Annotated in this window: 19 protein-coding genes; 1 reads left to right on the plus strand and 18 read right to left on the minus strand. The window is 59.9% G+C overall.

The annotated features are described in order from the left end of the window. Positions 1-74: 74 nt before the first annotated feature. From bamB to trmJ, 17 genes are all read right to left on the minus strand, one after another. Positions 75-1,235 carry an outer membrane protein assembly factor BamB gene (bamB, locus tag C3938_RS02230; protein ID WP_105101636.1) on the minus strand — a complete coding sequence of 387 codons (1,161 nt, stop codon included), beginning with the start codon at positions 1,233-1,235 and terminating at the stop codon, positions 75-77. Further along, positions 1,232-1,981 carry a YfgM family protein gene (locus C3938_RS02235; protein WP_105101637.1) on the minus strand — a complete coding sequence of 250 codons (750 nt, stop codon included), beginning with the start codon at positions 1,979-1,981 and terminating at the stop codon, positions 1,232-1,234. Before C3938_RS02235 ends, bamB begins: the two co-directional genes overlap by 4 nt. A gap of 47 nt (positions 1,982-2,028) precedes the next feature. After that, on the minus strand, positions 2,029-3,291 hold the full coding sequence (gene hisS, locus C3938_RS02240) for a histidine--tRNA ligase (protein WP_105101638.1): 1,263 nt from the start codon (positions 3,289-3,291) through the stop codon (positions 2,029-2,031). Between the two features lie 61 nt (positions 3,292-3,352). Continuing rightward, a complete protein-coding gene (gene ispG, locus C3938_RS02245; protein WP_105101639.1) occupies positions 3,353-4,474 on the minus strand; it encodes a flavodoxin-dependent (E)-4-hydroxy-3-methylbut-2-enyl-diphosphate synthase in 1,122 nt (373 codons plus the stop codon). A 142-nt stretch (positions 4,475-4,616) separates the two neighbouring features. Continuing rightward, on the minus strand, positions 4,617-5,696 hold the full coding sequence (locus C3938_RS02250) for a RodZ domain-containing protein (RefSeq protein WP_105101640.1): 1,080 nt from the start codon (positions 5,694-5,696) through the stop codon (positions 4,617-4,619). Continuing rightward, positions 5,683-6,504 carry a type IV pilus biogenesis/stability protein PilW gene (pilW, locus tag C3938_RS02255; protein WP_233998607.1) on the minus strand — a complete coding sequence of 274 codons (822 nt, stop codon included), beginning with the start codon at positions 6,502-6,504 and terminating at the stop codon, positions 5,683-5,685. The genes C3938_RS02250 and pilW overlap by 14 nt, the downstream gene beginning before the upstream one ends. 31 nt (positions 6,505-6,535) lie before the next feature. Further along, entirely contained in the window at positions 6,536-7,693 is a 1,158-nt protein-coding gene (gene rlmN / locus C3938_RS02260; RefSeq protein ID WP_105101641.1) for a 23S rRNA (adenine(2503)-C(2))-methyltransferase RlmN, read from the minus strand. 126 nt (positions 7,694-7,819) lie between these two features. After that, positions 7,820-8,245 (minus strand): nucleoside-diphosphate kinase, encoded by a 426-nt coding sequence (gene ndk, locus C3938_RS02265; protein ID WP_105103174.1) that lies wholly within the window; start codon positions 8,243-8,245, stop codon positions 7,820-7,822. Positions 8,246-8,423: 178 nt separating this feature from the next. Then, complete coding sequence (gene iscX, locus C3938_RS02270; protein WP_105101642.1) at positions 8,424-8,618, minus strand: Fe-S cluster assembly protein IscX; 195 nt, start codon at positions 8,616-8,618, stop codon at positions 8,424-8,426. 28 nt (positions 8,619-8,646) lie between these two features. Continuing rightward, the gene (gene fdx / locus C3938_RS02275; RefSeq protein ID WP_105101643.1) at positions 8,647-8,985 is read right to left on the minus strand and encodes an ISC system 2Fe-2S type ferredoxin; all 339 of its coding nucleotides are present in this window, start codon (positions 8,983-8,985) and stop codon (positions 8,647-8,649) included. A 37-nt stretch (positions 8,986-9,022) separates the two neighbouring features. Next, positions 9,023-10,903: a Fe-S protein assembly chaperone HscA gene (gene hscA, locus C3938_RS02280; RefSeq protein WP_105101644.1), complete on the minus strand. Its 1,881-nt coding sequence runs from the start codon at positions 10,901-10,903 to the stop codon at positions 9,023-9,025. Between the two features lie 36 nt (positions 10,904-10,939). Beyond that, positions 10,940-11,464 (minus strand): Fe-S protein assembly co-chaperone HscB, encoded by a 525-nt coding sequence (gene hscB, locus C3938_RS02285; RefSeq protein ID WP_158681527.1) that lies wholly within the window; start codon positions 11,462-11,464, stop codon positions 10,940-10,942. 94 nt (positions 11,465-11,558) lie between these two features. Next, entirely contained in the window at positions 11,559-11,882 is a 324-nt protein-coding gene (gene iscA / locus C3938_RS02290) for an iron-sulfur cluster assembly protein IscA (protein ID WP_105101645.1), read from the minus strand. A gap of 62 nt (positions 11,883-11,944) precedes the next feature. Next, positions 11,945-12,349, minus strand: coding sequence for a Fe-S cluster assembly scaffold IscU (gene iscU, locus C3938_RS02295; RefSeq protein ID WP_105101646.1), 405 nt, complete (start codon positions 12,347-12,349; stop codon positions 11,945-11,947). Positions 12,350-12,390: 41 nt separating this feature from the next. Then, positions 12,391-13,605: an IscS subfamily cysteine desulfurase gene (locus C3938_RS02300; RefSeq protein ID WP_105101647.1), complete on the minus strand. Its 1,215-nt coding sequence runs from the start codon at positions 13,603-13,605 to the stop codon at positions 12,391-12,393. A 121-nt stretch (positions 13,606-13,726) separates the two neighbouring features. Beyond that, positions 13,727-14,218 carry a Fe-S cluster assembly transcriptional regulator IscR gene (gene iscR, locus C3938_RS02305; RefSeq protein ID WP_105101648.1) on the minus strand — a complete coding sequence of 164 codons (492 nt, stop codon included), beginning with the start codon at positions 14,216-14,218 and terminating at the stop codon, positions 13,727-13,729. A 234-nt stretch (positions 14,219-14,452) separates the two neighbouring features. Then, entirely contained in the window at positions 14,453-15,265 is an 813-nt protein-coding gene (gene trmJ / locus C3938_RS02310; protein WP_233998608.1) for a tRNA (cytosine(32)/uridine(32)-2'-O)-methyltransferase TrmJ, read from the minus strand. Between the two features lie 177 nt (positions 15,266-15,442). Between trmJ and C3938_RS02315 the strand changes: the two genes are divergently transcribed. Beyond that, a complete protein-coding gene (locus C3938_RS02315) occupies positions 15,443-16,249 on the plus strand; it encodes an inositol monophosphatase family protein (protein WP_105101649.1) in 807 nt (268 codons plus the stop codon). A gap of 37 nt (positions 16,250-16,286) precedes the next feature. Here the strand turns inward: C3938_RS02315 and C3938_RS02320 are convergent, their stop codons facing one another. Beyond that, entirely contained in the window at positions 16,287-19,769 is a 3,483-nt protein-coding gene (locus C3938_RS02320; RefSeq protein WP_105101650.1) for an EAL domain-containing protein, read from the minus strand. Between the last annotated feature and the right edge of the window lie 5 nt (positions 19,770-19,774).

Here is a 19,774-nt window from a genome sequence, read left to right on the forward strand (position 1 = left end):
GCGAGAACGCGGGCGGTCCAGGTTCGCCTGCGAACAGGCTCCAACAGCAGGGTCATATCACCCTGAATTTTCGATCAGCGCTCCAGGCGCAGTGCGACCAGTTCGCCGTCATCCGACAGCGCAAACAGGAGGTCGCCATCCGCCAGCAGCGGAATACGCACCGGGTCGCGGTCGATCCGGGTACGGCCTACAAAATGACCGGTGTTGGGGTCCAGCGCGTGAAGGTATCCCTCCAGATCGCCAACCACCACCACATCGCCAAAATACGCCGGACCGCTCAGCTCGCGACGCAACAGTTCGTTGTTACTCCACAGGATCTGCCCATTACCCACATTGTAGGCGTGGACGCTGCCATCGGCGCCGCTCAGGAACACCTGGCCGGCACCTACCGTCACACTGTGGTTAGTTGACGCGTCGCGCGCCCACAGGCCGCGGCCGTCTTCGCGGGACAACGCCACCACACGGCCCTGGTAACTGGCGGCAAACACCAGCTCACCGCGCACCAGCGGCGCACCGTCGATATCCACCACCCGCTCGAGTTCCGCAGAACCCTGCGGAATGGCAACCCGCTGCTCCCAGCGCTCGAGGCCATCACTGGCGCTCAGGGCAATCAGTTTGCCGTTGTCGAGACCGGCGAAGACCATCCCGGCGGAAATTACCGGGCTCGCAGTGCCGCGCAGCGTCAGAACCGGCAGCACGGTGTTGTGCCGCCAGCGTTGCTCGCCGGTGCTGGCATCCAGCCCCAGCAGCTTGCCGTCGACGGTCTGCACCACGACCATACCGGAGCCCACCGCCGGGGTGGACACCACCTCGCCACCCAACTGGGTTGCCCAGCGCTGGCTGCCATCGTTCAGATCGAGGGCCACCACCTTGCCGCGGTAATCTGCCACTACGGCGATGCCGAGACCAACACCGACGCCGCCACTGATGGACTGGTCAATATCCGTGCGCCACAGGCGCTTTCCGCTGGCGCGATCAAAGGCGTAAACATCGCCTTCACTGTTGGCCGCAATCACCTTGCCGTCGATGATGCCGGGTTTCAGCATCGCGTACCGCAGGGCGTCGATATCACCGATATTGTTCGACCACACTTCACGCAGCCGGACGCTCTCGTGAATTTCCGTCAGTTCTACAGGATCTGTATCTTCCTTCTCTTCGTTGGAAGCACAGGCTCCGAGCATCGCGGCCAGAGCCACGGCGACGATCCGGTTAAGCGCCTTGTGTGTGCCGATCATTGTGCATCCTTCTCCGTTGCTGCTTCGGTTGTCTTATCTGAGTCAGACTCTGACACCGGCTGCTCTTCCTGAGTTTCATTGTTCTGTTCCGGCGCTTCGCCGAGGCTCTGGATCTTCAGATCGAGCAGGCGGGAACCGGCGGCCTGTTCCGGCAGCAGCTGCGCGCGGGCTTGCTGGTAGGCGGCACGGGCGGCATCTTTATCGCCCTGCTGCACCAGAATGTCACCGCGGGTTTCCGCAAACAGCGCGGCGAAGGCGGCGGGCACGTCCCCTTCCAGCAGTTTGAGTGCTTCGTTGGTTTCACCGCGCGCACCTTTCACCGCTGCCAGACGGCGCTTGGCGATGAACTTGAGTGCATCGTCGCTGGTGTTATCCAGCGCCCACTGCAATTGCTTCGACGCTTCTTCCAGATCATTTTTCTCAACCGCCAGTGCCGCCAGTTGCAACGCTGCCTGGCTCGCATAAATACGGCTGGAGAAGTTATCTTTCAACTCGCGTGCCAGAGACTGAGCGGTAGTCAGCTGTTTGTTGTCCGGCTGCCCTTCATTCGCGCTCACCGCTTCCACAAAGCCCTGGTACAGATTGGAAGCCACTTCCGCATCGGCGCGTTGCTTGCCCTGCCACCACTGCCAGCCGAAGTAGGCCACCAGTGCCAGTATTACACCGGTGACAATGCCGGTACCGTTTTCTTTCCACCAGCGCTTGAGCGATTCAATCTGTTCTTCTTCGGTCAAATGGTCAGCCATTTCTTATTCGCCTTATTTTGAACGTCTTTATCAGGGAGAATTTCTATTCAGGCCTGCAGGATTTTCGGCAGGTCCGCGAGCGCTACCGTCTGCTGCTCAGCGTCCGCGCGCAGGGATTTAACGGTCACCCGCCCCGCCGCGGCTTCGTCTTCGCCGATGATCAACGCGTATTCCGCCTTGCTCTTGTCGGCCTTCTTCATCTGGCTCTTGAAACTGCCGCCACCGCAATGGGTCTGCAGCCGCAGCCACGGAAGCTCGGTACGCAGTTGCTCCGCCGCCGCCAGGGCCGCGGATTGTACATCACCTACCGCCACCAGATAGGCATCTATCTGCTGATCCAGGGAGTCCGGCAGCACATCGAGGGTTTCCAGCAACAGTACCAGACGCTCCACACCGAGACCGAAGCCTACGGCGGGTGTGAACTTGCCGCCCATCTGCTCGACGAGACCATCGTAGCGGCCGCCGGCGCACACGGTGCCCTGAGCCCCAAGGCTGTCGGTCACCCATTCAAAAACGGTTTTGCCGTAGTAGTCGAGGCCTCGCACCAGGCGCGGATTCACTTCATAGGCCACACCGGCGGCGTCGAGGAAGGCGCGCAACTGCTCAAAATGCGTGCGAGACTCGTCGTCGAGGTAGTCCTGCAGGCACGGCGCATCCGCCAGCAGTGCCTGGGTATCCTGATTTTTGCTGTCGAGAATCCGCAGCGGGTTCTTGTCGAGGCGACGCTGGCTGTCTTCATCCAGCTGATCCTTGCGTGCGGACAGGTACTCCACCAGTGCATCGCGGAAGGCCGCGCGACTGGCGCTGTTGCCCAGCGAGTTGAGCTGCAGGGTCACATGCTCGGCCACGCCCAACTGCTTCCACAGGCGTGCGGTCATCATCAGGATCTCGGCATCGATATCCGGGCCTTCAATGCCGAATACTTCCACCCCGAACTGGTGGAACTGGCGCAGGCGGCCTTTCTGCGGGCGCTCGTAGCGGAACATGGGGCCGAAGTACCACAGGCGCTGTGGTTGGCTCAACAGGCTGTTCTGGATGGCGGCACGCACGGTGCCGGCAGTGCCCTCCGGACGCAGGGTGACGCTGTCGCCGCCCTTGTCGTCAAAGGTGTACATCTCTTTTTCGACAATATCGGTGGCTTCACCCACGGCGCGGGCGAACAGCTGCGTCGCTTCCAGAATCGGAGTGCGAATCTCGCTGTAGCCGTAGCGGGCGAAGAGCTCGCTCAAGGTGCTTTCCACGTACTGCCACACCGGAGATTGGGTGGGCTGCAGGTCGTTCATGCCACGGATGGCGCGAAGTTCTTTCAACGGTAGTCCTTAACGTTTTGCTATACATGGGCGTGCCGAGCCTCCGCTCCGCACCCCGGAATTACTCGGTGGTTTCCCGGGCGATGATGCTCGCTTCCTGTGCCGCCTTGGCCGCGGCCTTTTCACGGATCAGCTTTTCCAGATCATCCACCAGGTTGTCGTTCTTGAATTTGCGGTCCGGCTGGCCGTCAACATAAATGGCGTGGCTCGGGGTACCACCGGCGAGGCCGATATCCGCCTCTTTCGCTTCACCCGGGCCATTGACGATGCAACCGATTACCGCCACATCCAGCGGCGTGGTGATATCTTCCAGACGGGTCTCCAGCTCGTTCATGGTTTTCACCACGTCGAAGTTCTGGCGCGAGCAGCTGGGGCAGGCGATAAAGTTGATCCCCTTGGTACGCAGACGCAGGCTTTTCAGCAAATCCCAGCCCACCTTCACTTCTTCCACCGGGTCCGCCGCCAGAGATACCCGCAGGGTATCGCCGATGCCGTCCAGCAGCAGCGCGCCGAGGCCGATAGCGGATTTCACGGTACCCGCGCGCAGGCCACCAGCTTCGGTAATACCGAGGTGCAGCGGCTGGTCAATCTGGGTCGCGAGTTTGCGGTAGGCGGCGGTGGCCATAAAGATGTCGGAGGCCTTCACGCTCACCTTGAAGTTCTGAAAATCCAGGCTGTCGAGGATATCCACGTGGCGCAGGGCGGATTCCACCAGGGCGTCCGGCGTAGGCTCGCCGTATTTCTTCTGCAGGTCCTTTTCCAGGGAACCGGCGTTGACGCCGATACGGATCGGAATATTCAGGTCCCGCGCCTTGTCCACCACCGCGCGAATGCGGTGTTCGCGGCCGATGTTGCCCGGGTTGATCCGCAGGCAGTCTACGCCCAGATCCACCACCCGCAGGGCGATGCGGTAGTCGAAGTGGATATCCGCCACCAGCGGCACGCTGACCTGCTTTTTGATCTCTCCGAAAGCCTCGGCGGCTTCCATGGAGGGCACGGAAACCCGCACGATATCCGCACCCGCTTTCTCCAGCCGCTGGATCTGGTCCACCGTAGCGGCTACATCGCAGGTTTCGGTGTTGGTCATGCTCTGTACGGAAATGGGTGCACCACCACCGACCGGCACATTGCCCACCATGATCTGGCGTGACACGCGGCGAACTATGGGTGACTCGAACTGCATAACAGAACCTGCGTTGGCTATTGAGCGGGTATTTCGGCTTCGCAATCAGCGGGTAATTGGCGAAAAACGGGGAGGATTATAGAGAGAATGGGCGCAAACCTACAGAGGCTGCGCCCTTACAGGCAGATCATATTGGTTGGAATCAACCACCCACACTGAGCTTGCGGGTGCGGCGATTGCCGATGGGGGCGCTGTCGACGGTCTGGCCGTCAAAAGTGACGGTAGCACCCGCGGCATTACCCAGCATCACACTGAACGGCGCGCGGCCGCTCAACTGCACCGTAGAGCCCGCAGGCTGCAACTTGGAAATCATCTTGTAGCCGGTGGCATCGGTCACCTCCACCCAGGATTCCTCCTGAAAGGAAATCACCAGGCGCGGCTCCGCCACTGGATTCTCTGACGGAGCGGCAACAGGGGCCTCCCCCTGTGCCTGAGCGGCCAACACCGGAGCGACGGCGGCAGGCGCTTCACTCCGCTGAACCACCGGCGCCACCGCCGCTTCGCGCACCGGCGGCAGCTCCGCAAGCGCGCCCTCCAGGTCGCTCGAATCACTTGCCTCGGCAAGCTCGGCATCGGTTTCAGGTGCACCATCACCGATATCCGGCGCATCACCACTGGATTCGACAGTATCGTCCTGCGCTTCGGGCACTGCCAAGGCAGAAAATTCGAGATCCTCGGCGGTCTGAGCCATATCGGGCTCTGCGCCATAGCTTGATGCTGTCGCCAGCAATTCGCGGTCATCGCGATCCTGCGCGTTGCCCAACTGGACAAACTGGCGCCCGCCAGCCGCCTGCTGATCAAACCACCAGTAGCCGCCGCCCGCAGCCATGGCGAGCACCAGTACAAAAGGAACAAACAGGGAACCCCCCTGCTTTTCCCGACGACTGGTCATCACCGCACCGACCGGGGCGCGCACCGGCTGTGGCGCGACTTCCGCGGGTACCTGTCGTGCAAAAATCTCCATGACAGCCGCAGTATCGAGCCCCAGCTCCTTGCACAGATTGCGAATATAGCCACGCACATAGGTGGCGCCGGCAAAGCGCTCGAAGGCGTCCTGCTCAAGCGCTTCGAGCTTGTCCGGGGTCATGCACAGGCGGCGGGCAAGTTCGTCACCGGTGAGGCCCGCCTTTTCACGCGCCTCTCGGAGGGTGGCGCCGACGGTCATCGCGGGCGCCTCGGACGAAGTGTTTACTTGGTCTGAGAACTGGTTACTGCTGCTCATTTTCGGCCATCATCTGCTGGTATTTCAGCGTTTCCGCTGAATAGGGAAAGAGGTTTTTCAGCGCCAGGGCATAACTCCTTTCCTTGTCCCGATTGCCGAAGATTTTCTCGATGCGAATCCCCAGCCATAGGGATTGCGGAACCTGCCGGTTCTTCTCACTAAACCGGTCCAGATACTGTTTTGCCTGGGTGTACTCACCCTTGTCAAACTTGAGCTCCGCCAGCTCCAGCTGCGCCATCGACATATTCGGGCTCAGGGAGAGCGCCTTTTTGAACGCGGCCTCGGCGGCCTCGCTCTCACCGAGACGCAACTCGGCGCGGCCGAGGTTGGCGAGCGCGTATGAGCGGCGGTTATAAGTGAGGTCTTCCGATGCCACCTGGAACTGCTCCTTGGCATCGCGGTAACGCTCCTGCTGGTATAGGAAGGCACCGTAGTTGACCCGCGCCATGGAAAACTTGCTGTCGTAGCGCAGGGCCTTCTTGAAATGGGACTCCGCCACTGCATTCTCGCTGTCGGCCTGATACAGCAGCGCCAGACCGTGGTGGGCCTGTGGATCTTTCGGGCCCAATTCGAGTGCCTTCTGGAAGTGATGGCGAGCCAGCTCACGGTTGTCACTGCCGCTCTGCAGATAACGCAGACCGAGCTGGACGTGGGTCTCCCGCGCCTTGTCGAGGTCTACCGACTTGCTGGGGCCGCTGCTGACACAGCCGCCCAACAGCAGGGTCAGGAGGAGTCCGGCAAACGCGGCCGGGCTGGAAATTCTTGCAAACACGAGCTTCACCTTGTCGTTATCGGGTGCGATTACCACGGGCGCACGCCGAATTCCGGCAATGCAAATATCAGGCCTGTCCGACGATCCGCACCGGGCGTTCCGCGTTGCGGTAACGCTCCGAGCGACGGGTGCGGTCGTTCACCTGACCGGCCAGCTGGCCACAGGCCGCGGCGATGTCGTCGCCCCGGGTGGTACGCACGGTTACGGTATAGCCTTTGTCCAACAAAATCTGTTGAAAACGTCGCAAAGCGTTGTTGCTGACCCGCTGATAGTCGGACAGCTCAAACGGGTTGAAGGGTATCAGATTTATCTTTACCGGCACATCACGCAGCAGCTCCGCCAACTGCTCGGCGTGCTCCGGGCGGTCATTTACCTCCCGGATCATGGTGTACTCAATCGTCATCTTGCGATGATTGTCCGGCATGTTCTCGATATAGCGCTTGGCGCTGTCGAGCAGCATGGCGATGGGGTACTTCTTGTTGATCGGCACCAGCTCGTTGCGCAGCTCGTCGTTGGGTGCGTGCAGGGAGATGGCCAGACTTACATCGGTCACTTCCGCGAGGCGATCCAGAGCCGGCACCACGCCGGAGGTGCTCAGGGTGACCCGACGCTTGGAAATACCGTAGGCGTTGTCTTCCATCATCAGGTTCATGGCGTCGACCACGTTATCGAAGTTGAGCAGGGGCTCGCCCATACCCATCATCACCACGTTGGTCACCTTGCGCGGCCCTTTCGGCTGCAACTGACCAAAGGACTTACACGCGATCCACACCTGGCCGATGATCTCGGCGGCGGTCAGGTCGCGGTTGAACCCCTGCTTGCCGGTGGCGCAGAAGCTGCAGTCGAGGGAACAGCCCACCTGGGAGGACACACACAAGGTGCCGCGCTCGCCGTCGGGGATGAATACGGTTTCGATCACGTTGCCGCCGCTCACCTCGATCAGCCACTTGCGGGTACCGTCGGCGGAGTCCATCTGTTTCAGGACTTTGGGGGCACGGATCTCGGCCACATCCGCCAGCTTCGCGCGCAGCGCCTTGCTGACGTTGGTCATCTGCTCGAAATCGTCGGCGCCATTCTGGTGAATCCACTTCAGTACCTGTACCGCGCGGAAGCGCTTCTCACCGAGACCGTCAAAGAACGCCGCGAGCTTGTCCACAGACAGGCCCAAAAGGTTCACTTTCTCGGTTTGCTCGGTAGCAGCTTGCACTATTTGTACGTCGCTCATGAATTCACCTTGCACCGGATTCGGCGCTGAAAATGGGTGCGTCTGTAGGAGCCTGCTCCAGGGATGGCTGCTTGCGAGCTCGCCTGCAAGCAGGCTCCTACAGCGTTAATTGCCGGAAAGCAGCTATTAACGCGCGCAGATTTCTTCGGCAGAGAAGAAATAGTTCACTTCACGCTCGGCGGAAGTGGTGGAGTCGGAACCGTGTACCGCGTTGGCATCGATGCTGTCGGCAAAGTCCGCGCGAATGGTGCCGGCTTCGGCTTCTTTCGGGTTGGTAGCGCCCATCAGGTCGCGGTTGGCCTTAACGGCGTTCTCACCCTCCAGCACCTGAACTACCACAGGGCCAGAAGTCATGAAATCTACCAGATCCTTGAAGAAAGGACGCTCTTTGTGCTCGGCGTAGAAACCTTCGGCTTTCTCGCGGGACAGCTGGACCATTTTCATGGCAACAATGCTCAGGCCGGCTTTCTCGAAGCGGCTCTCGATTTCGCCGATTACGTTTTTGGCTACTGCGTCCGGCTTGATGATGGACAGAGTGCGTTCCAGGGCCATGGTTTTCTCCAATTTCAGGTTTATAGACAATTGTGTTTTCAACAGATACGAAAAGAGCAACCGGAGTTGCTCTTCCCTGAATTCTCTCTCGCTGCGAACTGACGATTATTTGACCAATCCCGGTTCGCGGAGCGCGGATTATACGCGTAGTAGAGTGAAGTTTGTACTACAGATCAGACTATTCGTTTTCCTCGATCCAGGCCGCCTGAATGGCCTCCAGGATCTTTTCCCCACAACGATTGGGGTCATCGTCAAACTCCGGCAGCGCCATCACCCACTTGCGCAGATCGACAAAGTTGACCGCGAGCGGGTCTACGTCCGGATAGTTGTCGGCGAGTTCGATGGCGATATCGTGAATATCCGTCCATTTCATCGGCGTGTCCTCATGCTGACGCTTGGTATTAGTGACGCTCAGAGACCTGGTTGATGGTGTACTTGGGAATCTCGACCACCAGGTCTTCCTCTTCCACCACCGCCTGACAGGACAGACGAGACTCCGGCTCCAGGCCCCAGGCCTTGTCCAACAGATCCTCCTCCAGTTCGTCCGGCTCGCCAAGGGAATCGAAGCCTTCGCGCACGATCACATGACAGGTGGTGCAGGCACAGGATTTCTCACAGGCGTGCTCGATTTCCACACCGTTCTGCAGCGCGGCGTCACATACCGTGATGCCCGGCTCCACTTCTATGACCTTGCCTTCCGGGCACAGCTCCGGATGGGGCAGGAAAACGATTTTCGGCATAACTCAAACTCTCACTCAGTGACCAGTCGAACAGCCCTCAGGGCTTGTCAAATTCATCCAGGTTGTGCCCCTGCATCGCGCGTTTGATGGACTTGTCCATACGGCGGGCTGCGTAGGGTTCAGACAGCGTATTCAGCTCGTCGATGCGGCGGTGGATCTCTTCCGGTGTACCACCGTTGTGGGCCAGACGCAGCGCCTCCATGGCGCGCTCCAGCTCGCTGAGTTCGCGCTCATCCAGCAGTTCCGCGCCGTCTTCCTGCAGTGCCACCAGCATGGCCTCCAGGGTGCGCTCCGCCTCGACCTGGGCCTCACGCAGGGCACGCGCGGCAATGTCTTCCGCGGCATTGGCGTAGGAGTCCTGCAACATGCGGGTGATATCGGAATCGGCGAGGCCGTATGATGGCTTGACGGTAATTTCCGCGGCCACACCGCTGCTCTTCTCCACCGCACTGACCGCCAGCAGGCCATCCGCGTCCACCTGGAAGGTCACGCGGATATGCGCCGCCCCCGCCACCATGGGCGGGATGCCACGCAGTTCAAAGCGGGCCAGTGAACGGCAGTCTTTCACCAACTCACGCTCACCCTGCACCACATGAATCGCCATGGCGGTCTGGCCGTCTTTGAAGGTGGTGAATTCCTGGGCCTTGGCCACCGGGATGGTGGTGTTGCGGTGAATCAGCTTCTCGGTGAGCCCGCCCATGGTCTCGATACCAAGAGACAGCGGAATGACGTCCAGCAGCAGCAGGTCTTCGCGGGACTTATTGCCCACCAGTACATCCGCCTGGATCGCCGCGCCGATGGCAACCACCTGATCCGGGTCGATATCCGCATGGGGCTCGCGACCGAAAAATTCCTGTACCTTTTCCCGCACCCGCAGGGTTCTGGTAGAACCACCCACCAGCACCACTTCTTCCACATCCTGCGCTTCGACATCGGCATCGCGCAGGGCGCGTTTGCAGGCGCGCAGGGTTTTGGCGATCAGCGGGTCAACCAATTCGGCAAGCTTGTCGCGAGTCAGGACCCCGGACCACTTGCCAAAAGCCAGTGGTGCGGAATTCTCGGCTGCGAGCGCTTCTTTCGCGGCGCAGGCAATGTTCAACAGTTTGCGCTGGGTCGCAGCGTCGAGATCGGTCCCGAGACCCGCCTCAGCCGCGATCCATTCCGCCACCGCGCGATCGAAGTCATCGCCACCGAGGGCGCTGTCACCCCCGGTGGAGAGCACCTCAAACACCCCTTTGGACAGGCGCAGGATGGAAATATCGAAAGTGCCTCCGCCGAGGTCGTACACCGCGATGGTTTTGTCCGCCACATCACTACCCTGGTCGGACTTGTCGAGACCATAGGCAACGGCCGCGGCAGTGGGTTCGTTCAGCAGACGCAGCACCTTGAGACCCGCGAGCTTGGCGGCATCTTTGGTGGCCTGGCGCTGGGCCTCATCGAAATAGGCAGGCACGGTAATTACCGCACCGTCCAGCGGGCCACCGAGGGAGTCCGCTCCGCGCTTGGCCAGAACCTTGAGAATTTCCGCGGAAACCTGCACCGGATTGACCGCCCCGGCCACGGTTTCGATGGCGGGCATGCCGCCATTGTCAGCAGCGAACTTATAGGGCAGTTGATCGCCAAAATGTTTGATATCGGCGAGACCGCGCCCCATGAAACGCTTGATGGAAATCAACGTGTTATAGGGGTCATCACCGGCGGCCGCGCGCGCGGCGTAGCCGACTTCTACACCGTTTTCGCGGTAGCGCACGGCGGAGGGCAGAATTACACGACCGTCGGCAGCCGGCAGGGCTTCGGCTGTGCCACTGCGCACTGTGGCCACCAGGGAGTTGGTGGTACCGAGGTCGATCCCTACCGCGCGTTTGCGCTGATGGGGTTCAGGGGTCTGGCCAGGTTCGGAAATCTGCAGTAATGCCATAGTTCTATAAAAATGTTTTCGATAACTTCAGTGCGTTCAGTCGAGCAATTCTTCTTCGAGTGCATCGATCTGTCGGCGCAGCTTGGCGAGAAATTGCATCTTCAGCAGCGCGGACTTTGCCTCATCCAATGCCCGGTTTTTCAGGCCCTCGGAAAATGCCTGCTCCTGTGCCCGGAAGAGATCCGCAGCGTCACTTCCCAGTTCGTCCAGCGCCGCTTCCGGGTCGGCGGCATCGCGCACGTCTTCCAAACGCTCGCGCAGGATCATTTGCTGCATCAGGAATTCGCCGTCGGCGGTGGTCTGCTCGGGATTGATCTCGACACCCGCCAGCTTCAACAGGTACTGGGCGCGGGCCACCGGATCCTTGAGGGTGTTATTGGCCTCGTTGATCTGCGCCGCATACTGCATGGACAGCATCTGCTCGCGCTCGGATTTGGCCGCGAATCGATCCGGATGAAACTCCTGCTGCAGCTCGCGATAGCGCCTGGTCAGCGCCTGGCGGTCCACTTCATAGGCTTGCGGCAGGCCGAAGATTTCGAAATGGTTCTGTTGCAGTTTCATAGGGGCCGATTCATTTCAAATCACCGCGGGATCTATAGCAAAAAGGCCGGCATGCACCTTGGCACCCGGCCTTCTACTGCCAGAGGGGCGTCAATTAAACGTGGAAGCTTTCGCCACAGCCACACTCGTTCTTCACGTTCGGATTCTTGAACGCGAAACCTTCATTCAGCCCTTCCTTGACGAAATCCAACTCGGTACCGTCGAGGTAAGCAAGGCTTTTGGGGTCGACCACCAGCTTCACACCGCCGGCTTCAAAGACCTGATCTTCGGCCTCGGCGGAATCGACGAATTCCAGTACATACGCCATACCGGAACAGCCGGCGGTTTTCACACCGACGCGAATTCCGATGCCCTTGCCGCGACTGGCCAGCTGTTTGGCAACGTGTGCCTGGGCCGCTTCGGTCATGGTAATGGCCATATGCTCTGCTACTCCTTGAAGCTGATGACGCTCGTCTGTGTTAAAACCTGGTCAGCCCCGGATCAACCCGCGGCTTCTTCCACGCTCTCACCGCGTTTTTCGCGGATGTTGCGCACTGCCGCCTTGATGGCGTCTTCCGCCAGCACGGAGCAGTGGATTTTCACCGGCGGCAGCGCCAGCTCTTCGGCGATCTGGGTGTTCTTGATCTGCACGGCTTCGTCCAGGGTCTTACCCTTCACCCACTCAGTGAGCAGGGAGCTGGAAGCGATGGCAGAACCGCAGCCGTAGGTTTTGAACTTGGCATCTTCAATGATGCCGGCATCGTTCACCTGAATCTGCAGACGCATCACGTCACCACAGGCCGGTGCGCCGACCATACCGGTACCCACATTGTCCGCCTTGTCGTCCATGCGACCGACATTGCGGGGGTGTTCATAGTGGTCAATTACTTTATCGCTGTAGGCCATGACTGTACCCTCTCAAAAATTCTCGTATTCGCGTGGCGGTCTCAGTGCGCCGCCCATTCGATCGTGTTCAGATCGATGCCATCTTTGTACATATCCCACAAGGGCGACAGCTCACGCAGTTTTTCCACCGCCTTTCTTACTTCTTTGGCCGCGGTATCCACATCCTGTTCCGTGGTGAAACGACCAAAACTGAAGCGCAGGGAGCTGTGGGCCAGCTCGTCGTTCACCCCCAGCGCACGCAGCACGTAGCTGGGTTCGAGGCTGGCGGAAGTACAGGCGGAGCCGGAGGAGATCGCCAGATCCTTCAGGGACATAATCAGGCTCTCGCCTTCCACGAAGGCGAAGCTCACGTTCAGGTTGCCCGGTACACGCTGCTCCACAGAGCCGTTGATGTGCACCTCTTCCATATCGCTGATCTGGCTCCAGAAGCGCTCGCGCAGGGCCAGCAGACGCGCGCCTTCTTCCGCCATTTCTTCTTTGGCAATACGGAAGGCTTCACCCATACCCACAATCTGGTGGGTCGGCAGGGTGCCGGAGCGCATACCGCGCTCGTGACCGCCACCGTGCATCTGGGCTTCAATGCGAATGCGCGGCTTGCGACGCACATACAGAGCGCCGATCCCCTTGGGACCGTAGACCTTGTGGGCAGAGAAGGACATCAGGTCAACCTTGGTATTCTCCAGGTCGATATCAATCTTGCCGGCACTCTGGGCTGCGTCCACGTGGAAAATAACCTTGTTCGCGCGACACAGCTCACCGATCGCCGCGATGTCGTTGACTACGCCAATTTCGTTGTTGACGTGCATCAGACTGACCAGGATGGTGTCTTCGCGCAGCGCTTCCGCCACCTGCTCCGGGTAGACGATGCCGTCTTCCTTCGGATTCAGATAGGTGACCTCAAAGCCTTCACGTTCCAGCTGGCGACAGGTGTCCAACACCGCTTTGTGCTCGATCTTGGAGGTGATGATGTGCTTGCCCTTACCCTGATAGAAGTGAGCGGCACCCTTGATGGCGAGGTTATCGGACTCGGTGGCACCACTGGTCCACACGATTTCACGCGGGTCGGCATTGACCAGTTCCGCAACCTGGCGGCGGGCATCCTCCACCGCTTCCTCGGCTTTCCAGCCGAACAGGTGGGAGCGGGAGGCCGGGTTACCGAAGTTGCCGTCCATGGTCAGCTGCTCCGCCATTTTACTGGCGACACGCGGGTCTACCGGGCAGGTTGCCGAATAATCCAGGTAAATGGGAAGCTTCATAATCTCTCGTCTCCACTCGCCGAATACTTCCGGCGCCATAACTGCTGTCTGCTGTCACTTGCTGCTTTCTGAAGGATCAGACACCCGTCGGCACCAATGGCCTGACCGGGCGGCCGGCACCTTACTGCAAGCCACCAATAATCGCTACTTTCTGTTCAATCATGTCGCCCGCGCCGTTGCGGCAGTCCTGGCGACGGGCCACTTCCTGCACCTCCGAGCGCTCAACCAGATCGGCGAGGCTGATGCCATCAAGGAAGCTGTGAATCTGGCGACTGAGGTCCGTCCACAAATAGTGGGTGAGGCACTGCTCGCCGCCGGAGCAGTCGCTGTTGCCGCCGCAACTGGTGGCGTCGACGGACTCGTTGACCGCATCGATGATTTCCGCCACACAGATGTTCGCACCGGGGCGCGCCAGGCGATAACCGCCGCCGGGGCCGCGCACGCTGGATACCAGGCCGGACTGGCGCAGGCGGGAGAACAACTGCTCGAGATAAGACAGGGAAATATCCTGGCGCTTGGAAATGTCCGCCAGGCTGATGGGGCCGCGCTCCGCGTGCAACGCCAGGTCGAGCATGGCCGTGACCGCATACCGCCCCTTGGTTGTCAAACGCATCTTTCTTGCCCTCCTGCCGCCTGGCTTACGGATTACTGTCCGCGCCGGCCCACTGAATCGGGGCGCGAGTATGGAATAACCCACTACTGTGGTCAAGTATATAGCCGAGCAAACTGGTCGGGTATTTGGCGGATTGTTATACCAATTGGCTATTCTGGCAGTGCGCGGGGAAATATCCCGCTACCCACCCCAAAACTTGCCCCCGAATACCTGTCCCCAGAAACATGGCACCGGTCAGTCCGGGCGCCCCCTGCCCCCGGAGCGGTGAATATGGTTCTGGATCGCGGTCAGCATGCCGCGCAGTATGCCCAATTCCATATCGTCCGGACGTACACGACTGAACAGTCGGCGCAGGCGGGTCATGGTCTGGCGGGGATTATCCGGGTCGATAAAGCCCAGCTCGCCCAGGGCCAGTTGCAGATGCTCATAGTAGAGCTCCATATCCGAGGCCTTGGCCGGCGGGCGGTCCCAATCGCTGAAACGAAGCGCCTCACCACGCTCATCCTCAAGCGCCGCCATACGCGCCTCGTACACCAGCACCTGCACCGCGGTAGCCAGATTCAACGAGCTGTACTCCGGGTTGGCCGGGATGTGCACATGGAAGTTGCACGCCTGTAGCTCTTCATTCGTGAGGCCGCGATCTTCGCGCCCGAATACCAGAGCCACCGGATGGGACTTGGCCTCCGCCACCGCGCGCACGCCGCACTCCCGTGGGGTCAGCAGCGGCCAGGGGATGCGGCGCTCGCGGGCACTGGTAGCTACCACCAGGCCGCAGTCCGCCACGGCTTCCTCCAGCGTTTCCACCACCACCGCGCTGTCCAGCAACTCGGCGGCACCAGCGGCGCGCCACACCGCATTGGCGGCGGGAAACTCCCGCGGCTGCACCAGGTACAGCTGGCTGAGCCCCATATTCTTGAGCGCGCGGGCCGCGCCACCAATATTGCCCGGATGCGCGCTGTTCACCAGCACCACACGGATATTATCCAGAGCCTCCAGCGCGGAGCGGGAAGCGGTGGAGGTTGCGGTTTCAGAAGGAGAGGTCGCCATGGGAGTTTCCGGGTACCGGCAGGATCGGGTAGCAATACTGCGACTACCGAGCCTACACTTGCGTGTTACAAAACGGGCGCGGAGTGTAGCAAAATTGCACAGAAATCCCTACAATCGCGCCCGCCCGGCAAGCCCGGTGCTGCTTTTTAGAATCCACTAACTGATCGCGGAATTCCTATGGAACCCATGCTGAATATTGCCCTGCGCGCGGCGCGCAAGGCCGGTGAACTGATTGAACGTGCCTGGGAGCGCGGCGACCTGATGAAGTTTGAAGAAAAGGGTCGCAACGATTACGTGACAGAAGTGGATCGTGCCAGCGAACAGGAGATCATCTACCACCTGCGCAAGGCCTTCCCCAAACACAGTATTCGCGGTGAAGAGAGCGGCCTGCAGGAAGGCGCGGAGCCGGAGTACGAGTGGATCATTGACCCGCTGGACGGCACCACCAACTTTATCCACAACTGCCCGCACTTCGCCATTTCCATCGCCTGCCGCTACCGCGGCCAGATCGAACACGCCGTGGTACTCGACCCGATCAAGCGCGAGGAATTTACCGCAAGTCGCGGTCGCGGTGCCGCGCTCAACGGCCGCCGCATCCGCGTATCCAACCGCCAGGGGCTCAACGGCGCACTGATCGGCACCGGTATTCCCTTTAATGGCGACTCCCTGGAAAACATCGATTCATACCTGGCGGCCCTGAAAGAAATCGCCGGCCAGACCGCCGGTATCCGTCGCCCGGGCGCCGCCGCCCTGGACCTGGCCTACGTGGCCGCGGGCCGCTTCGACGGTTTCTGGGAAATGTACCTGAACACCTGGGACATCGCCGCGGGCTCACTGCTGGTGAAGGAAGCCGGCGGCCTGATCAGTGACTTCCGCGGTGGCAACGACTATCTGGACAGCGGCAATCTGGTGTGTGCCACGCCAAAGACCTTCAAGCCACTGCTGCAGATCGTGGGCAAACATCTGGGCAAGATTCGCCAGTAACGCCTGTCGTACCCATTGAATCGGCCTGCGGGCCGGTTCAACTGTCCAGTGCCGCCCCGGCAACCTCATCTTTTTTCTGCTCAAGGCGCACATTTTTTTTGGCCCGGCTCTTTTTGGGCAACCGCTGCTCCGTACGACATTGCGCCAGCAACTCCTCCAGTGGCATGGGCCGGCCGATGTAATACCCCTGTACAAGATCCACTCCGATTCTGTTCAGCCTTTCCGCGGTAGCCGCATCCTCTACATATTCCGCAATGGTCCGTGCTTTCAGGCGGTGCGCGACCTGGTTAATGGATTCGACAATCATCAGGTCGACAAAATTTGACTCCACCTGCCGTACAAAGCTGCCATCGATCTTGATGTAGTCGATCGCAAACGCCTTCAGATAATTGAACGAACTGAGGCCATTGCCGAAATCGTCCAGTGCCACCTTGCAACCCATGGCTCGCAGTGCCGCCACGAATTGGCTGGCGCTATCCATCTGGTTGACCATGGCAGTTTCGGTAATTTCAATACCCAGGCGATCTGCGGGCAACGTCGACGCCTCCAGCAGGGTGAACAGGCGCTGCTGGAAGCTACTGTCGCCAATCGCCTCCGCGGACAGGTTCATGGCGAAATTCAATCCGCTCTTTACCACCGCCCGAATCTGTTCACACAAAAATGTGTTCAACACCCAACTGTCGACCTGCAGCATCAGACCGTAGCGTTCGGCGGCGGGAAGAAAGGCACCGGGCTGGATCAGGGTGCCGTCGGTATCCACCATACGCACCAGCAGCTCGTAGTGGCTGATACTGGAAGTATCCATGGCACTGGCAATGGGTTGCGCAAACAGACGCAGACGGTTTTCATCCAGCGCTTCGCGAATTCGCGACGCCATATGGATTTCCCGATGCTGCTCGGCGGCGGCGCTGCTGTCGGTCTCGTACAGCATTACCACACCGCGACCGGCGTGCTTCGCGGAATAACAGGCCACGTCCGCCTGACTCATCAGGTCCGCAACCTGATTGTTGTCGCGACGGATTTCCGTCACCCCTACGCTGGCGCCCACATCAAAGATACGCCCCGCCCAGGGAAAACGCAGTGCGGCGATCTTCCGCACCAGTTGCTCACAACGACGCCGTCCCCGTTCCTTGTCGCAATCCCTCAACAGAATGCCGAACTCGTCACCGCCGAGACGGGCAACACTGTCGCTGTCGCGCAGCTCTCCCTGCAAGAAGCGCGACACATTACGCAGCAGCGCATCGCCCGCCTGGTGACCGGCGCTGTCGTTAATGACCTTGAAACGGTCAAGATCGATATAAGCCAGTACATGTACGGTCTCGTTATTGCGCACGCTGGCAACAGCGTCCAGCAAATCGCGTTTGAACGACTCCCGGTTTGGCAGATGCGTGAGATCGTCGTGGCTCGCCTTGTAGCGCAGCTGCCGGATCAGCTCACGGGTTTCGGTCACATCCTGGAATACCAGTACCGCACCGAGCAACTGTCCGCCGCCGGTGCGCAGCGGTGACGCGGAACATTTCACGTCGTAGCTGTTGCCACGCCGGTTATGCAATACCGTGCCCTCGGCGGAAAACACAGGCTTCACGCTACTGAGACACTCGCTAACCGGGCAGGAAACGGGCCCACCCTCGCGTCCATTGGCAATCTGCAGAACCGCGCCGACCGCCTTGCCCTTCACCTCCCCCAGTGACCAACCGGTGAGTTGTTCCGCTACCGGGTTCATGAAGGTAATTCGCTGCAGCGGATCGGTGGCGATCACCGCGTCGGCGATGGCATTCAGCGTCACCTGCAGGTGCTCTTTCTCCTCCTCCAGCGAGCGCTCCATATTTTTGTTTTCGGTAATGTCCCGCAGCACACCGATCAGGCGCAACGGCTCGCCACCGTCACCGGACTCCATGACATGGGCAACTTCATGAATCCAGCGCATCGCCCCGCAATCCGTGCGCACCCGGTATTGGCAGTCGAGATCTCGCGCCAGTCCGGCAAAATGTTTGCGCTGCGCCAGCAGCAGACGCTCGCGGTCTTCGACCAGAACACGATCAAGCCAGTCCTGACGGCTACCCAGGTGCGCGGCGTCGATGCCTACACCGCTACTGAGCCACTCGGAAAAAAACGTTTTGCCGGTAATCAGATCCCAGTCGTATACCACCTGACCGGTCACGGTGAGGGAAAACTTCCAGCGCTCCTCCGCTTTCGCCAGCTGGGCCTCACTGCGTTTTCGCCAGTCAATGTTTTCCACCTGGGCCACTGCATACAGCGGTTCGTTGCGGGCGCCGCGAGCGAGACTGCAAGACCAGTGCCCCCAAACCTGTTCGCCACTCTTGCGCAGGAAACGCCACTCCGCGTCCTGAACAAACCCCAATTCAAAATCAATCAGCGGCATTCGCGGGCGCGAAGCCCCCGTGCCTCCCTCGGCATCGGCAAACCAGACCACTTCACGAATACTGAGTCCGCGCAACTCCACTTCTGAATAACCGATAAAGCGGCAGAAACTCGGATTCGCCTGAAGAATGCGGTTATCAAGCGATACCAACAGCATACCGATACGGGATGAACCCATAGCGGTACGGAAGCTGCTCTCCACTTCAATAATTTTCTGACTGCGCTTGCGCTCAATACCGGAGGTAACGGCCATGACATAGGCCGGCACCATGCCCACATACAGCGGTAAAAAATCCAGGATATTGCGAGCACCGCGCAGGTTCTCGGGAAGCCATTCACCGCCCCCAACCAGTATCATCAAAAGCAGCATCGCCGTGGAGAAGATCACCAGTAGTGCCTGGGGCAGTTCCAGGCGGGAAGCCGCCCAGATTAATGGCAAGGTGATGAATACAAACGGATCGGGAAACACCAGTAACAACAACAGGCTGCTGGCGAGTACCGCGGCGCCGACGGCCAGCAGGTGAAGATATGAGCGGGCGAACATTATCCTGATCGCAGGTTCACTGGAGAGCATGTGAATCAGAGGGAGAAACATGCAAATGCCGATGGCATCCGCCAGGTACCAGAACAGGAATACTTCGCCAAAGGGAATACCGCGAAAATACGTCGCGATGCCCGCGCCAACGCTCGCACCTACCAAGGTCGAGAGAAACGCGCCGAAGAAAATAAACCGGATCCAACGCCACATACTGCCAAAGAAGTCACCGTCCGCGCAGAACAGTCGCAGCATGCTCGCCGCAATGACGACCTCAATTACCCCGGCCAGCGAATAGAGCGGAGCTATAAACAACTCCAGGCCACTTGCCAGTGCCGCGGCCAGGTTGCCGGAAAAGGACCCAGCCAGCAACAGCGGCCATGCGCGGAGCCGGTGACGGTAAAGCACGGCGATGGCGAGGGCATCCGCCAGCCAGATGAGGGCGACCCCATCACTGAAGGAGAGGAAATTTTTACAGAAATACGCCAGACAGAAACTGCCCACCAGCAGAACCTGAGCGTCGATCAGAAGGCTATCCCCCTGATTCGTCGTTACGACCTCCAGACGGGAGTTTGGACTGTCGCCAGTATCTTGAACGGGCATGGAAC

Source organism: Microbulbifer pacificus, assembly GCF_002959965.1.
Lineage (GTDB): Bacteria > Pseudomonadota > Gammaproteobacteria > Pseudomonadales > Cellvibrionaceae > Microbulbifer > Microbulbifer pacificus_A.

Excerpts from the sequence above, each read along its gene's own strand:
- bamB (WP_105101636.1), bottom strand. The coding sequence starts at position 1,235 with ATGATCGGCACACACAAGGCGCTTAACCGGATCGTCGCCGTGGCTCTG.
- C3938_RS02235 (WP_105101637.1), bottom strand. The coding sequence starts at position 1,981 with ATGGCTGACCATTTGACCGAAGAAGAACAGATTGAATCGCTCAAGCGC.
- ispG (WP_105101639.1), bottom strand. The coding sequence starts at position 4,474 with ATGCAGTTCGAGTCACCCATAGTTCGCCGCGTGTCACGCCAGATCATG.
- C3938_RS02250 (WP_105101640.1), bottom strand. The coding sequence starts at position 5,696 with ATGAGCAGCAGTAACCAGTTCTCAGACCAAGTAAACACTTCGTCCGAG.
- rlmN (WP_105101641.1), bottom strand. The coding sequence starts at position 7,693 with ATGAGCGACGTACAAATAGTGCAAGCTGCTACCGAGCAAACCGAGAAA.
- ndk (WP_105103174.1), bottom strand. The coding sequence starts at position 8,245 with ATGGCCCTGGAACGCACTCTGTCCATCATCAAGCCGGACGCAGTAGCC.
- iscX (WP_105101642.1), bottom strand. The coding sequence starts at position 8,618 with ATGAAATGGACGGATATTCACGATATCGCCATCGAACTCGCCGACAAC.
- fdx (WP_105101643.1), bottom strand. The coding sequence starts at position 8,985 with ATGCCGAAAATCGTTTTCCTGCCCCATCCGGAGCTGTGCCCGGAAGGC.
- hscA (WP_105101644.1), bottom strand. The coding sequence starts at position 10,903 with ATGGCATTACTGCAGATTTCCGAACCTGGCCAGACCCCTGAACCCCAT.
- hscB (WP_158681527.1), bottom strand. The coding sequence starts at position 11,464 with ATGAAACTGCAACAGAACCATTTCGAAATCTTCGGCCTGCCGCAAGCC.
- iscA (WP_105101645.1), bottom strand. The coding sequence starts at position 11,882 with ATGGCCATTACCATGACCGAAGCGGCCCAGGCACACGTTGCCAAACAG.
- iscU (WP_105101646.1), bottom strand. The coding sequence starts at position 12,349 with ATGGCCTACAGCGATAAAGTAATTGACCACTATGAACACCCCCGCAAT.
- C3938_RS02300 (WP_105101647.1), bottom strand. The coding sequence starts at position 13,605 with ATGAAGCTTCCCATTTACCTGGATTATTCGGCAACCTGCCCGGTAGAC.
- iscR (WP_105101648.1), bottom strand. The coding sequence starts at position 14,218 with ATGCGTTTGACAACCAAGGGGCGGTATGCGGTCACGGCCATGCTCGAC.
- trmJ (WP_233998608.1), bottom strand. The coding sequence starts at position 15,265 with ATGGCGACCTCTCCTTCTGAAACCGCAACCTCCACCGCTTCCCGCTCC.
- C3938_RS02315 (WP_105101649.1), top strand. The coding sequence starts at position 15,443 with ATGGAACCCATGCTGAATATTGCCCTGCGCGCGGCGCGCAAGGCCGGT.
- C3938_RS02320 (WP_105101650.1), bottom strand. The coding sequence starts at position 19,769 with ATGCCCGTTCAAGATACTGGCGACAGTCCAAACTCCCGTCTGGAGGTC.